This window comes from Ruegeria sp. AK4, assembly GCF_056541025.1.
Genome location: NZ_JBQFXS010000007.1, coordinates 207,852 through 221,392 on the forward strand (window position 1 = coordinate 207,852; position 13,541 = coordinate 221,392).

The 13,541-nt window shown below is 62.3% G+C and carries 14 protein-coding genes; 8 read left to right on the forward strand and 6 right to left on the reverse strand.

Translation table 11 applies throughout. The features are described from left to right. Positions 1-110 precede the first annotated feature (110 nt). The 3 genes from ACR0EZ_RS14885 (at position 111) to ACR0EZ_RS14895 (ending at position 3,799) form a co-directional block, all read left to right on the forward strand. A complete protein-coding gene (locus tag ACR0EZ_RS14885; RefSeq protein WP_480614348.1) occupies positions 111-1,769 on the forward strand; it encodes an NAD+ synthase in 1,659 nt (552 codons plus the stop codon). A 258-nt stretch (positions 1,770-2,027) separates the two neighbouring features. Continuing rightward, positions 2,028-2,303: a hypothetical protein gene (locus ACR0EZ_RS14890; protein WP_480614350.1), complete on the forward strand. Its 276-nt coding sequence runs from the start codon at positions 2,028-2,030 to the stop codon at positions 2,301-2,303. Positions 2,304-2,467: 164 nt separating this feature from the next. Next, positions 2,468-3,799 (forward strand): NAD(P)/FAD-dependent oxidoreductase, encoded by a 1,332-nt coding sequence (locus ACR0EZ_RS14895; protein WP_480614352.1) that lies wholly within the window; start codon positions 2,468-2,470, stop codon positions 3,797-3,799. A gap of 5 nt (positions 3,800-3,804) precedes the next feature. Here ACR0EZ_RS14895 and ACR0EZ_RS14900 read toward each other — a convergent pair whose 3' ends face one another. After that, complete coding sequence (locus tag ACR0EZ_RS14900) at positions 3,805-4,737, reverse strand: MBL fold metallo-hydrolase (protein WP_480614355.1); 933 nt, start codon at positions 4,735-4,737, stop codon at positions 3,805-3,807. A 116-nt stretch (positions 4,738-4,853) separates the two neighbouring features. On the opposite strand from ACR0EZ_RS14900, the gene ACR0EZ_RS14905 reads away from it, so the two are divergent. Both ACR0EZ_RS14905 and gltX read left to right on the forward strand, forming a co-directional pair. Next, positions 4,854-5,288: a DUF1801 domain-containing protein gene (locus tag ACR0EZ_RS14905; protein ID WP_480614357.1), complete on the forward strand. Its 435-nt coding sequence runs from the start codon at positions 4,854-4,856 to the stop codon at positions 5,286-5,288. 119 nt (positions 5,289-5,407) lie between these two features. Continuing rightward, complete coding sequence (gltX, locus tag ACR0EZ_RS14910; protein WP_480614360.1) at positions 5,408-6,733, forward strand: glutamate--tRNA ligase; 1,326 nt, start codon at positions 5,408-5,410, stop codon at positions 6,731-6,733. Between the two features lie 27 nt (positions 6,734-6,760). On the opposite strand, the gene ACR0EZ_RS14915 is transcribed toward gltX, so the two are convergent. After that, positions 6,761-7,372: a gamma-glutamylcyclotransferase family protein gene (locus tag ACR0EZ_RS14915; RefSeq protein ID WP_480614363.1), complete on the reverse strand. Its 612-nt coding sequence runs from the start codon at positions 7,370-7,372 to the stop codon at positions 6,761-6,763. Between the two features lie 95 nt (positions 7,373-7,467). Here ACR0EZ_RS14915 and ACR0EZ_RS14920 point away from each other — a divergent pair, with 95 nt between their 5' ends. Continuing rightward, the gene (locus tag ACR0EZ_RS14920) at positions 7,468-7,914 is read left to right on the forward strand and encodes an RrF2 family transcriptional regulator (protein ID WP_480614365.1); all 447 of its coding nucleotides are present in this window, start codon (positions 7,468-7,470) and stop codon (positions 7,912-7,914) included. A gap of 2 nt (positions 7,915-7,916) precedes the next feature. Here the strand turns inward: ACR0EZ_RS14920 and ACR0EZ_RS14925 are convergent, their stop codons facing one another. Next, the gene (locus ACR0EZ_RS14925; protein ID WP_480614368.1) at positions 7,917-10,445 is read right to left on the reverse strand and encodes an ABC transporter permease; all 2,529 of its coding nucleotides are present in this window, start codon (positions 10,443-10,445) and stop codon (positions 7,917-7,919) included. Beyond that, positions 10,442-11,137, reverse strand: a complete 696-nt coding sequence (locus tag ACR0EZ_RS14930) for an ABC transporter ATP-binding protein (protein WP_480614371.1) — start codon at positions 11,135-11,137, stop codon at positions 10,442-10,444. Before ACR0EZ_RS14930 ends, ACR0EZ_RS14925 begins: the two co-directional genes overlap by 4 nt. 50 nt (positions 11,138-11,187) lie before the next feature. Here ACR0EZ_RS14930 and ACR0EZ_RS14935 point away from each other — a divergent pair, with 50 nt between their 5' ends. Then, the gene (locus ACR0EZ_RS14935) at positions 11,188-11,829 is read left to right on the forward strand and encodes an arylesterase (protein ID WP_480614374.1); all 642 of its coding nucleotides are present in this window, start codon (positions 11,188-11,190) and stop codon (positions 11,827-11,829) included. 3 nt (positions 11,830-11,832) lie between these two features. Beyond that, on the forward strand, positions 11,833-12,444 hold the full coding sequence (locus tag ACR0EZ_RS14940) for an SOS response-associated peptidase (protein ID WP_480614375.1): 612 nt from the start codon (positions 11,833-11,835) through the stop codon (positions 12,442-12,444). Between the two features lie 8 nt (positions 12,445-12,452). Here ACR0EZ_RS14940 and ACR0EZ_RS14945 read toward each other — a convergent pair whose 3' ends face one another. Both ACR0EZ_RS14945 and ACR0EZ_RS14950 read right to left on the reverse strand, forming a co-directional pair. Then, positions 12,453-13,007, reverse strand: a complete 555-nt coding sequence (locus ACR0EZ_RS14945; RefSeq protein WP_480614378.1) for a L,D-transpeptidase — start codon at positions 13,005-13,007, stop codon at positions 12,453-12,455. Positions 13,008-13,194: 187 nt separating this feature from the next. Then, the gene (locus tag ACR0EZ_RS14950; protein WP_480614380.1) at positions 13,195-13,401 is read right to left on the reverse strand and encodes a cold-shock protein; all 207 of its coding nucleotides are present in this window, start codon (positions 13,399-13,401) and stop codon (positions 13,195-13,197) included. Between the last annotated feature and the right edge of the window lie 140 nt (positions 13,402-13,541).

Sequence of the window (13,541 nt, forward strand, 5' to 3'; positions counted from 1 at the left end):
GCAAAACTAGGGCACCGCACCGGGCAGAGCAACGGGTTTTGCCGCATTGGTCTTCCACTCAGGCGGTGATCTGCTAAATGGCAATAGAAGGACGAGGGCAAGAGGGCAGCATGGCCGACCGTTTCCGCATTACTCTGGCGCAGCTTAACCCCGTTGTCGGGGATATCGACGGCAACGCAGCCAAGGCGCTGGCCGCCTGGGAAGAGGCGCGCGCGGAAGGGGCCGATCTGGTCGCCTTCCCCGAGATGTTCATCACCGGCTACAACACGCAGGACCTTGTTATGAAACCGGTGTTTCACCGCGCCGCCATGGCTGCGGTCGAGGCGCTGGCGGCGCAATGCGCCGAAGGTCCGGCGCTGGCCATCGGCGGGCCATGGGTCGAAGGCGAAAGCCTGCACAATGCCTATCTGATCCTGAAAGGGGGCCGGATCACCAGCAGGGTGCTGAAACATCACCTGCCGAATGAGACGGTTTTTGACGAGGTCCGCCTGTATGACTCGGGTCCGCTGGGGGGGCCCTATTCTGTGGGCAATTCCCGAATCGGCAGCCCGATCTGCGAGGACAGTTGGCACCCTGACGTGGCCGAAACGCTGGAAGAGACCGGGGCCGAGTTTCTGCTGATCCCCAATGGCTCGCCCTATTTCCGCGACAAATACGATGTGCGCCTGAATCACATGGTCGCCCGCGTGGTCGAGACCGGCTTGCCGCTGATCTATCTGAACATGGTGGGCGGTCAGGACGATCAGGTGTTTGACGGCGCCACCTTTGGCCTGAACCCGGGCGGCGAACTGGCTTTCCGCATGCCCGTCTTTGATGAGACCATCGCCCATGTCGATCTTGAACGCGGCGACGAAAGCTGGCGGATCGTCCCGACTGAGGTTGTGCCGCAACCCGACGCGTGGGAGCAGGATTACCGCGCCATGGTGCAGTCCCTGCGCGACTACATGGGCAAGACCGGCTTCAAGAAGGCGCTGCTGGGCCTGTCAGGCGGGGTCGATTCCGCGCTGGTTGCCGCCATTGCGGTGGATGCGATCGGGGCCGCAAACGTGCGCTGTGTGATGCTGCCCTCGGAATATACCAGCCAGTCCTCGCTGGACGATGCCGAGGCGGTCGCCAGGGCGCTGGGCGTTCACTATGACTTCGTGCCGATCTCGGACAGCCGCGCCGCGGTGACCGACACGCTGGCGACGCTGTTTGCCGGGCGTGACGAAGACCTGACCGAGGAAAACATCCAGTCGCGCCTGCGCGGCCTGCTGCTGATGGCGATCTCGAACAAGTTTGGCGAGATGCTGCTGACCACCGGCAACAAGTCCGAGGTCGCGGTGGGGTATGCCACGATCTATGGCGACATGAATGGCGGCTACAATCCGATCAAGGACCTGTACAAGACCCGCGTGTTCGAGACCTGCCGCTGGCGCAACGCCAATCACCGCGACTGGATGATGGGCCCCGAAGGTGAGGTCATTCGCCCCTCGGTCATCGACAAGCCCCCCAGCGCGGAATTGCGCGCGGATCAGAAAGACAGCGACAGCCTGCCGGACTACCCGGTGCTGGACGGGATTCTGGATATTCTCGTCGATCAGGACGGCTCAATTGCCGATTGTGTCGCCGCCGGGTTCGACGAAAGCGACGCCCGCCGGGTCGAGCATCTGATCTACATCAGCGAATACAAACGGTTCCAATCGGCCCCCGGAACCCGCCTGACCAGCCGCGCCTTCTGGCTGGACCGGCGCTATCCAATTGTGAATCGCTGGCGGGATCGCGGCTGAATTTGCTCAAATTAAGGGACAGTGCGGGCCGGGAATCATCGACTGTTTCCGGTTCCTTTTCAATCGAGCATGTTTTTGCCAGATTCTGGCTATCTCACTTGTTTGACTGACATTTTTCCGCCACATTTATGCTTGGAAGTTGCCTCATGTGGGGTGGGTGTGACGCAAGGCTGCACAGTTTGCAGATCGTCGGCGAAAGCTGATCTGGATGTGGCGCACCCCGGGGCTGTTTATCTGAGTTAACGGTGTGGTGTTAAAATGTACGAGGAATATGACACGAGCCTTCACGGGCCATTGAGGTACAAGACGATGGAGTCTCCGGCGCAGGAGCTGGATGAAGCCAAGCTGGACGCGGCCATCGCGGATATGCTCAAAGAAGACCGCGTGGTGGACAACAAGGTCGAGCCCATCCGCCGTCCTGAATTCCCGGATCTGAAATCGCAGGAAGACGTGACGGCGCTGGACGTGCACAAGGATGCCGGCTTGTCGGCGGTCCTGCGTCAGAAATGGGCCGAATTCTCGGGCGCAGCTTAAGCACCTTACCTTACCCAAAGTCAGCCCGGGCCCAAGTTCTGGCCCGGGCTTTTGCACGTTGGCCACAGGTTGCGACAATCGTCGCGGCGACCCGGCCAAAGCGGTTGCCTGCATCCGTTTCCTGCGCATCCATAGCGGTCCGAGCGATTGAGTAAGAGCCGTTGATGCCCGGTCCCAAACCGACCCCCGTGGAATCAGACCTGTCTTTGCCCAAAACGGTGGATGTCGTCGTGATTGGCGGCGGCATCATCGGTGCATCGACCGCGCTTGAACTGGCGGAACGCGGTGTCTCGGTGCTGCTGTGCGAAAAGGGCCAGATCGCGGGCGAACAAAGTTCGCGCAACTGGGGATGGGTGCGGCAGGGACTGCGCGACCCGCGCGAAATCCCCCTGATGCAAGAGGCGTTAGGCATTTGGCAGGGGCTGGACGCGCGCTTGGGCCGCCAGACCGGATACACGCAATCCGGCATAGTGTTCGGGGCCTCTGGTGGACGGTCCGCCGGAAATCTGGACCGTTGGATGCGCCATGTCGATGGCCTTCAGACCGGTGCGCGGATCGTTTCGGGTACCGAACTTAACGACCTGTTGCCGGGTCTTCAGAACGGTTCCGATTGCGCGCTTCACATGCCGCAGGATGGCCGGGCCGAGCCGCAATGGGCCGCACCCGCCATTGCGGAAGGGGCCCGCGACAATGGCGCTGTGATCATGACCAATTGCGCCGTGCGCAGCGTCGATATGCAGGCGGGCCGCATCGCCGGGGTCTTTACCGAGCGCGGGCGGGTGGCCTGCGCAGGCGTTGTTCTGGCCGGGGGCGCGTGGTCGCGCCTGTTTGCCGGAAATGCCGGGATCAGCCTGCCGCAGCTAAAGGTGCTGAACACGGTGATGCGCATATCACCCGCCGAGGATGGACCCGAGACCGCGCTGTGGTCCGACGGGTTTGCCATCCGAAAACGGGCGGATGGCGGCTATACGATTGCATCGGGCCACGAAAACACGGTGGATCTGGTGCCCGACAGTTTCCGGCTGGCCTGGCGGTTCCTGCCCGCCTTTGCGCAGGAATGGAGATCGCTCCGCTTCCGCCTGTCCAAGCGCTGGATGGCCGAGGCGGCCGAGGACAGGTCGTGGCTGCCCAGCGACGTGACCCCGTTCGAACATTGCCGGGTGCTGGACCCCGAACCTTCGCAGAAGATTCTGCGCAAAACATGGGCCAAGGCGCGCAAGGGCTTTCCGGTGCTGGAACAGGCTGAAATCGTGCAAAGCTGGGCAGGCATGATTGATGTGACGCCGGACGCTATACCGGTGATCTCGGGCGTGGACACGTTGCCGGGGATGTTCATCGCAACCGGGTTCTCCGGCCACGGTTTTGGCATCGGCCCCGGTGCGGGCCGGTTGATGGCTGATCTGGTGACAGGCACAACGCCATGTGTCGATCCGGCCGCCTTCCGCCTGTCCCGTTTCACGGATGGCTCAAAGGTACGGCCGGACCCGGGGTACTGAGCCCCTTAACCCGCCATCTGATAGCTGACCGGAACAAACCGGAAGCCATCGCCGCGCGTTTCGACATAACCGGCGGCGGGGAAGGGCATGTGATAGCCGATCATCGGCACCTTGTCGGCGGCCAGCAGGCCCAGCACATTGCGGCGGGATTCAGTGGCGGCCGCCTTGTCCATGTCAAACTTGAACCCCCATTCCGGGTGGGCGAAGGACCAGACATAATGGTTGGCCAGATCCGCCGTCAGAATCAGACGCTGACCGTTGCTTTCCAGATGATAGACCGTGTGGCCGGGTGTGTGCCCGAACGCCGACATTGCCGTCACGCCGGATACGACGTCACTGCCATCTTCGATAAAGGTCATCTTTTCGGCCTGCGGTGTCACCTTGGCGGCGACGATATCGCCGACGCGGTTGCCGGCTTCCTGCGCGGACCAGAAATCATATTCCGGCGCCGCGGTCACGTAGCGCGCATTGGGGAAGGTCGGGGCGTCATTTGTGGTCATGCCGCCGATATGGTCCGGATGCATATGGGTGATCACCACGACGTTGATCTGATCCGGGGTAACGCCCGCATCTGCAAGCGCGGCCTGAATGCCGCCCTGCCCAAGCCCTGTGTCGAACAGAACAAGCTCGGACCCGGTGTTGACCAGCGTCGGGGTAAAGGGCAGCTGTGCCTTGTCCGGCGAGATGAAATTTTCGGATGAGACCCGGGCAAACTCCTCATCCGGGACACCGTCGCCGAACATCTCTTTGACGTCGTCGCGCGGAGCGCTGCCATCCAGCAGCGTGGTGACGGTGAAATCGCCCAGCTTGAAGGATCTGGCGATGGTCGAGTTGGCCTTGGCCTCGGTTCCTGCGGCCAGAACCGGGGCGGCGGCGGATGCGAAGGGCAAGGCTGCTGCGGCGCCAAGCGCCGCTCTGCGTGTCAGATTGATGGTCATTTTGGTTCTCCCTGTCAGAACATCAGAACTTGAACTAGGTCGGTCAGTGTCGTCTGCCACTTTGTACCCGCAACACATGGGCTGCGCAGATGAACATTACGTGTTAATATTTGTTCATGCCGCGATCAGAAAACAAAACCGTTCCAACCGGGCTCGGTGTCGAGCGTTTTCTGGACGCGGTCCAACCCGCACGGAAGGCGGACGAGGCGCACATATTGGATGCACTATTCCGTAAAGTGACCGGCTATGCACCGGTTATGTGGGGGCCTTCTATGATCGGATATGGGAAATACCGCTACCGCTACAAATCCGGGCGTAAGGGTGAATTTCTGGCCACCGGGTTTTCGCCCCGCAAGGCGGCGCATTCGATTTACATCATGCCCGGCTACACCGATTTCGGTGATATCCTGTCCCGGTTGGGAAAACACAAGCTGGGCAAGTCCTGCCTGTATGTGAACAAGCTGGCGGATATTGACCTGGATGTTTTGTCCGAGTTGATCCGCGCCGGGCTGGATGATCTGAACGGCGTGTGGCCGGTCGAGCCGACCTGAACCTCTTCATCTTTTTCCAAATACTCTCGCCGAAGGCACGCGTCGTTAGACGCGTTTACCGCCATCTGCTGGACAATCCGCCGATCCTGTGACAAGAGCCGCGCCAACAGGAGACACCCATGACCACCACCCGTTTTGCCCCGTCGCCCACCGGTTACATCCATGTGGGCAACTTGCGCACCGCCCTGATGAACTATCTGATCGCCCGCAAGGCGGGTGGCACGTTCATCCTGCGCATCGACGACACCGACCCCGAGCGGTCGAAGGAAGAATATGTCGATGCCATCAAGCAGGATATGGAGTGGCTGGGCCTGCACTGGGACCGGGTGGAGCGTCAGTCGGATCGTCTGGACCGCTATGCCGAAGCTGCGGATAAGCTGCGCGAGATGGGTCGGTTCTACGAGGCGTTCGAGACGCCGACCGAACTGGACCTGAAGCGCAAGAAGCAACTGAACATGGGCAAACCGCCGGTCTATGACCGCGCCGCGCTGAACCTGAGCAATGCCGAGAAAGAGGCGCTGCGGGGTGAACGTGGCAACGGCGTCTGGCGCTTCAAGCTGGATCACGAACGGATCGAGTGGAATGACGGCATTCTGGGCGATATCTCGATCGATGCGGCCTCGGTCTCGGATCCGGTTCTGATCCGGGGGGACGGTCAGGTTCTCTATACGATTGCATCCGTGGTGGACGATACCGAGATGGGCGTGACCGATGTGGTGCGCGGCTCGGACCATGTGACCAACACCGCAACGCAGATCCAGATCATCGGGGCGCTGGGCGGTTCCTGCCCGCGTTTTGCCCACCATTCGCTGCTGACCGGTCCGCAGGGCGAGGCGTTGTCGAAACGGCTGGGTACGCTGGCGCTGCGTGACCTGCGCGATCAGGGTGTACAGCCGATGGCGCTGCTGAGCCTGATGGCGCGGCTGGGCTCGTCTGATCCGGTGGAACTGCGCGCAGATATGGCTGAACTGATTGACGGCTTTGACGTCAGCCGGTTCGGTGCCGCGCCGACCAAGTTTGACGTGCAGGACCTGTTCCCGCTGACCGCCAAGCACTTGCAGTCTCTGCGGCTGGCCGATGTAGCCGATGCGGTGGCAGATGCAGGGGTTCCTGCTGAACTCGCCGAACCCTTCTGGGCGATGGCGCGCGAGAACATCACCACTCTGGCGGATCTCAAAGGCTGGTGGGAGTTGTGCCGCGACGGGGCCGAGCCGCTGATCGCCGATGAGGACCGTGACTTTATCGCCGAGGCCGTCGCGCTGCTGCCCGAAGGCCCGTTCGATGGCGAGACATGGGGTGTCTGGACCAAAGCGGTGAAAGAGGCCACAGGCCGCAAGGGCAAGGGCCTGTTCATGCCGCTGCGCAAGGCGCTGACCGGGATGGAGCGGGGGCCTGAGATGGCCGCGCTCTTGCCGCTGCTGCAGGTGATCCGCGCGCGGGGGTGAACGCCGTAACCTCAGGGCCGACGACGTCTAGAACTTGAACGAGGCAGGCAGGTTGTCTGCCTCATTTTGTTGGTGCGGTTGGATTACCTTCACCGACGCGCGTTTCAGGCAGTCATCCACGAATGCGGTCTCGTCAGGTTTGAGCTGTTGGTGGCGTGGATATCTCGGCTCGGCCCTGTCATTCAGAACAGGCGCGCCCCAGCCGTCGGTTGTGGCAAAGAAACGGTCGACCCCACCCGGTCCGAATACACGCAGATACCCCTGCACGACGACATCAATGTAGCTGAGCAGCAATGGATGAAGATTGGTTGGCGCATTGTGCCGGTCTTTCGGCACGGCGTAGACCGCGATTTCAACTTCATGGGTCAGCGGATGCGTGACCGATTGCGTCGCGGGAATTCGGTCATAGGCCCATTCCCGCTCGTCCAGCGCGGTCCAGTCGTCTTTGGGCACATGGGCGATCATGCCTTCGATCTCGGAACTGGGATCGGGGATCGCGGTCAGAAAGGCAACCGGGCGCAGGTCGGTGTGCCGCCAGGCCCGCCGCCAGCCTTTCAGTTTTGCGGGCCGGGGGTCGGGGAAGTCGTGCGTCGCCAGGTTCACAAGGCTGCCATAGCCAAAGAAATAGGGGTCTGCCATGGGATGCGCGGTCCTTTGTGAGCGATTGATGTATGTCAAACCGCTTTTTAGTCGGACATGCAATAAGGTTGCATCTTGATTTTCGGGAGATCCTCATGCGGATTACCAAACGAACGAATATTGCCGTGCGCCTGCTGATGTATTGTGCGGCCCATCCGGACCGGCTGGTGACGAAATCCGAGATCGCCGAAGTATGCAACATTTCGGAGAATCATCTTGCGCAGGTCATCAACCAACTGAGCCAGTTGGAGTTTCTGAGCACCCAGCGCGGACGCAATGGCGGCATGTCGCTGGCGCGCCCGGCGGATCAAATTCAGATCGGCGCAGTTTTTCGCCATGTGGAAGGATCGCTTCCCATCGCTGAATGCTTTGCGGATGCCGACAATACCTGCCCGTTGACCGATGCCTGCCGTCTGCGGCTGGCCCTGCAGGACGCTGCCGAGGTGTTTTATGCCTCGCTCGACGACATCACGCTGGACGCGCTGGTCTGCGACAATGATCCGCTGCTCAAAATCCTGCAGCCGGTCGCCTGTGTGCGCTGAGATCAGTCGCTGGCGCGCAGGATGCGGGCCGGACGGACGGACAATGGACGCAGGGCAAAGACAAGGCTTGCGCCCAGCGTGACGACGATTCCGGCCACGACGATGCCAAGCGCCGAGGGCCAGATGATCGAGAAACTGGTGTCGAAGATATAGGTGGCAACGGCCCACCCGCCCAGAATACCGGCAAAGAGTGCAACGCACCCGGCGGCGGCCCCCAGAAGGATGGCGCGCAGGGCAAAGCTGAGCAGGATGCGGCGTCGGTCGGCCCCCAGTGTTTTCAGAATCGCGGCCTCGTATCGGCGCGCGGGTTCGCCCGCAGCCGCCGCGCCGATCAGGACCAGAAACCCGGTCAGCAGTGACACGCCCGCCCCGTAAGAAGTGGCCGCCGCAATCCCGGCCAGCAGCCCCGAAACCCGGTCGATGGCATCCCGGACGCGGATGGCGGTGATGTTGGGATACTGCCCGGCCAGATCGCGCAGAATGGCGGCCTCGGCCTGTTCTTCGGCATAGACGGTGGCGATGAAGCTATGCGGGGCCCCGGCCAGTGCCGATGGGTTCATCGACATGATGAAACCCATGCCAGCGGTAGAAAAATCAACCTCGCGCAGCGAGGTCAGTTCAGCCGTGATATCGCGCCCCAGAATGTTGACGGTGAGCTGATCGCCCAGTTTCAGGCCCATTTCCTCGGCTTCTTCTGCAGCGAAGCTGACCTGTGGCGGGCCTGTGTAGCCCTCGGGCCACCAGTTGCCTGCGGTGATCCGGGTGTTCTCTGTCGGCAGGGCGGAATAGGTCACGCCGCGATCGCCTTCCAGCACCCAGTGGTCGCCTGCAACTTCGGCGGCGGGGCGGTCGTTGATCCGTGTGATGATGCCGCGCAGCATCGGGGCGCTTTCGATGCGGCTGACAGCGGGGTCGGTTTCAAGCCGTTCGGTGAAACCCGGCATCTGGTCCTTTTGGATATCGACAAAGAAATAGGACGGGGCGATTTCAGGCAGATTGCCGGATATCGCATTGCGCAGGGTGCCGTCGATCTGCCCCACCGCCGCCAGCACCGACAGGCCGAGGCCAAGGGACAGGACAACCGAACCGGCCCCTTCGCGCGGGTCCGAGATGGCCGACAGCGCCCAGCGGAATGCAGGCCGTCCACGCGCCCAGGGTGCCCCGGACCGGGCAAACCGTCGGATTGCAAATGCGGATAGCGACAGCAGGATCAGCGCCCCGGCCAGCCCGCCGCTGGTCCAAAGGGTCAGTTGGGTCGAACCGCTGAACCATGCCGCCGAGGCAACGAGTAGAGCCAGACCAAATCCGGTTGCGATGACATAGGTCGCGCGCGGAATGGCGCTGGCCGAGGTCAGCGCGTCGCGGAACAGGGTGGCGGCGCGGACCTTCTCGGTTCTGGCCAGCGGCCAGAGGGTGAACAGGAAGGCGGTTAACACACCATAAAGCGCCGCCTCGGCCAAGGGTTGGGGGTAGAGTGAAAACACTGCCGGCACCGGCAGGCGGCTTTCGAGGATCGGGGCCAGAGCCAAAGGCGCCAACCCGCCCAGCAGCACGCCGATGACGATGCCGATGCCTGACAGGACGGCGATCTGGATCATGTAGGTCTGGAAAATCGTTGCCCGGTCCGCCCCCAATGTCCGCAGGGTGGCGATGGTCTCGGTCTTTTGGGTCAGGTAGGCGCGGACGGCGGCGGACACGCCGATGCCGCCAACCGCCAGACCGGACAGGCCGACCAGCACCAGAAACGCGCTGAGGCGGGTGACGAATTCGGTGATCCCCGGCGCGCCGTTGCGGGCGTCGGTCCAGCGCATGCCGGTGCCGTCAAACGCGGTGCTGGCCTGTGTGGGCAGGGTGGCGAGTTCGGCATCGTCCGGCAGGTCCAACCTGTATTTGGTTGAAAACAGGGTGCCGGGGGCCAGCAGGCCCGAGGTTTGCAGGGCCTGCGTTCGCACCAGCGTACGGGGCCCGAGGGCGAACCCGTCTGCCGCGCCGTCCGGTTCCTGTGTCAAAGCGGCCATCAGGACAAAATCCTGCGTGCCAAGGGCAAACCTGTCGCCGATAGCAAGGCCCATGCGGTCGATCAGTAGCGGGTCCATGACTGCGCCGGGCAGGCCATCGGCTCCGGCAAGTGCCGCGGGCAACGGCATTTCGGGGTCCAACGTGACCGCTCCGATCAGCGGATAGGCGTCATCCACGGCCTTGACCTGTGTCAGCGCCCGTTCCGGCCCAGTGTCGCGGGGCGCGATGGCCATGGAGCGGAAATCCACCACCTCGGAAACCTGTTCAGCCGCGCCGTCCATCCATGCACGTTCTTCGGCACTGGCGAAGCGATAGGTGAACTCCATCTGCGCGTCGCCCCCCAGCAACGAGGCGCCTTCGCGGGTCAGGCCAGCCTGAATCGCATGCCGCACCGACCCTACAGCAGCGATGGCGGCGACGCCGAGGGCGAGACAGGCCAGAAAGATGCGAAACCCGCGCAAGCCGCCGCGCAGCTCGCGCCGGGCCAGCCTTCCGGCCAGTTTCAGGCTCATTCCGCCGCCTCGCTCTGGGTGTCTTCGGCAATGCGCCCGTCGCGCAAACGGACAACCCGGTCGCATCGTGCCGCCAGCGCGTGGCTGTGGGTGACCAGAACCAACGTGGCCCCATGCCTGTCGCGCAGCCCGAACAGCAGATCGACTATGGCCGTGCCGTTTGCCTCATCCAGGTTGCCTGTGGGCTCGTCCGCCAACAGGATCTGCGGACGCGGGGCCGAGGCGCGGGCCAGCGCAGTGCGCTGCTGCTCACCCCCCGACATCTGCGCCGGATAATGATCGCGCCGGTGCGACAGGCCAACGGCATCAAGCTCGGCCTCGGCGCGGGCAAAGGCATCCTTGTGACCGGCCAGTTCCAGCGGCGTGGCCACGTTTTCCAGCGCCGTCATGGTCGGGATCAGATGGAAATTCTGAAACACCACGCCCATCCGGTCGCGGCGAAAACGGGCCAGACTGTCTTCGTCCATGCCACTCAGGTCCTGACCCAGCGCGGTCACATTGCCGCCGGTGGCCTGCTCCAACCCGCCCATCAGCATCAGCAGCGAGGATTTTCCCGAACCCGACGGCCCGACCATCCCCAGCGTTTCGCCCTGCTGGACGGTCAGAGAAATGTCGCGCAGGATATTCACCCGCCCGGCATTGCCATCCAGCGACAATGCGGCATTTTGAAGGGTCAGGACAGGATGCGTCATGGGGCTTTCCGAAAGGGACCGGTCATTTGGGATATGGAGCAGTTACAGATTTGCGCAAGACTTTGATCCCGGGGCTGTTTGTATGCTGCGGTTTTGCGGCCACAGCCGAACCCGTGGTGATTGCCGCTTTGGGGGATTCGCTGACCCAGGGCTATGGGCTGGTTCAGGAGGACGGGTTTGTCCCCCAGCTTGAACGCTGGTTGCAGGCGCAGGGCGCAGAGGTTCGGCTGATCAATGCGGGCGTGTCCGGCGACACGACAGCGGGAGGCGCGGCGCGCGTGGGCTGGACGCTGACGCCAGAGGTGGATGGGATGATCGTGGCGCTGGGCGGCAATGACCTTTTGCGCGGAATCGACCCGGCGGTGTCTCGCGCCAATCTTGAAAAGATCCTGACCGCTGCCGAGGCGGGGGATGTTGCCGTCCTGCTGATTGGAATGCAGGCCCCCGGAAACTATGGCGTCGCATACAAGCAGGATTTCGACGCGATGTATCCGGAACTGGCGCAGGCGTATCAGACCCTGTTCGCGCCCGGTTTCTTTGACGGGCTGGCTGCGGAGGGCGATCCAAACGCCGCAGGTCAATTCATGCAACCCGACGGCATTCACCCCAACGCCGAAGGGGTTGCCCGGATTGTCGAGGCGCTGGGGCCTTATGTGCTGGACCTGACAACCGAAGCTGCAAAACGGGAGTAAGCTGTGCCGGGGCGTTTCTTTCTGACCCGACCTTTGTCCGAGATTGCCGAAACCCTCGGCACCCCCGACGTTGCCGCGCAGCCGCCGCGCCGGAACATTCAGCCGGGACAGGAGGTGATGGTGCTGACCTCGGGCGGGTTGGTGCCGATGCGTTGGGGCATGATCCCGGTGGGTCGGGTTAACGCGCGCGGGCGGCCCGTGATGGAAACCATCATCAATGCCAGATCGGAAACCGTGTTTGACAAAACCGCGTTCGAGGGCGTGGGCCGCGCGGTGGTCCCCGTGGACGGCTGGTATGAATGGACAGGTGAGAAGCGCCGCAAAACCGCATGGCGCATTGCCTCGGCAGATGGCGCGCCTTTGTTCTTTGCCGCGATCACCGACAGGTGGCAGGCTCCGGGCGGTCTGACGGTTGATCAATTCGCGGCGGTCACCTGTGAGCCGAATGGCGATGTGAAACCGATCCATCATCGCATGGGCGTCTTGTTGGATCGGGATGGGGTGGATGTCTGGCTCACCGGGTCCGAGGATCAGGCAAAGGCCCTGGCCCAGCCGTGGCCGGACGGGCTGTTGCAGATCGAAGAAGCGACGGATGTGGATTGGACGGCGCCCTGAGCGGGTGCTTAGACAACCGTCACAACCGTTCCGATCGGAACCCTGTTATACAGATCAATGACGTGCTCGTTCAGCATGCGGATGCACCCGTTCGATGCGGCGCGCCCGATGGTCTGCGGTTGCGTGGTTCCGTGGATGCGGAAATAGGTATCGACCCCGTTCTGGAACAGATACAGCGCCCGCGCGCCCAGAGGGTTGTCGCCGCCGCCGGGCTGGACATAGTCGTTGTCCTTGAACTTGGCGTAGGCCACGGGATCACGCTCGATCATCTCTTCGGTTGGCCGCCAGGTGGGCCATTCCTTTTTGACATCGATTGTCGCGGTGCCGGTGAATTCCAGCCCCGCCTTACCAACGCCGCAGCCATAGCGGACCGCCTTGCGCGGCTCGGTCACGTAATACAGGTAGAACGAGCGTGGAACGACCAGAAGCTGGCCGGGGACAAACTGCTTTTTGATCCGCACAAATTGCGGCGTCGGGTCGTATTCGACGGCCTTCTTGGCGCTTGCGACTCCGGGCAGCAGGCTGGCTGCCGTTCCGGCCAGAAATACGCGGCGAGTGAACATTGCGAACCCCTTCAAAGGATCAAATAAATCTTAGCACTATTTCAAAATGATAGCTGATTTGGTCAATTGTAGGGCGAAAATAACTGAAAATTGATGTGTTCTGCGTGCCACTCTGACCATTGCCAGTGGCAGTGCGCAGGGCGCGTAAATGAAAAGGGTGAGAGAAACCCCTCACCCTTTCAGAAGCTTATGCAAGCTCGATATTGTCGGCGCTTTCGCGGCCATCGCGACCGGCGCGCAGTTCGTACGTGACTTTCTGGTTGTCAGCCAGACCGGTCAGGCCCGAGCGTTCAACGGCAGAGATGTGCACGAAGATGTCTTTGCCGCCCTCTTCGGGCGCGATGAAGCCGTAGCCTTTGGTGGTGTTGAACCATTTTACGGTGCCTGCGGGCATATCCGTTATCTCCTGTTTTGTGCTGCCCACGGGGATGCGGCAGCCTGGCGTCGTCGTCTGTATCGATAGACTGAGCGCCGTGAGAGGAGACAGCAGGTCGAAATAGAAAAACGTATGCCCTTTGGATATGGCATCGGCGA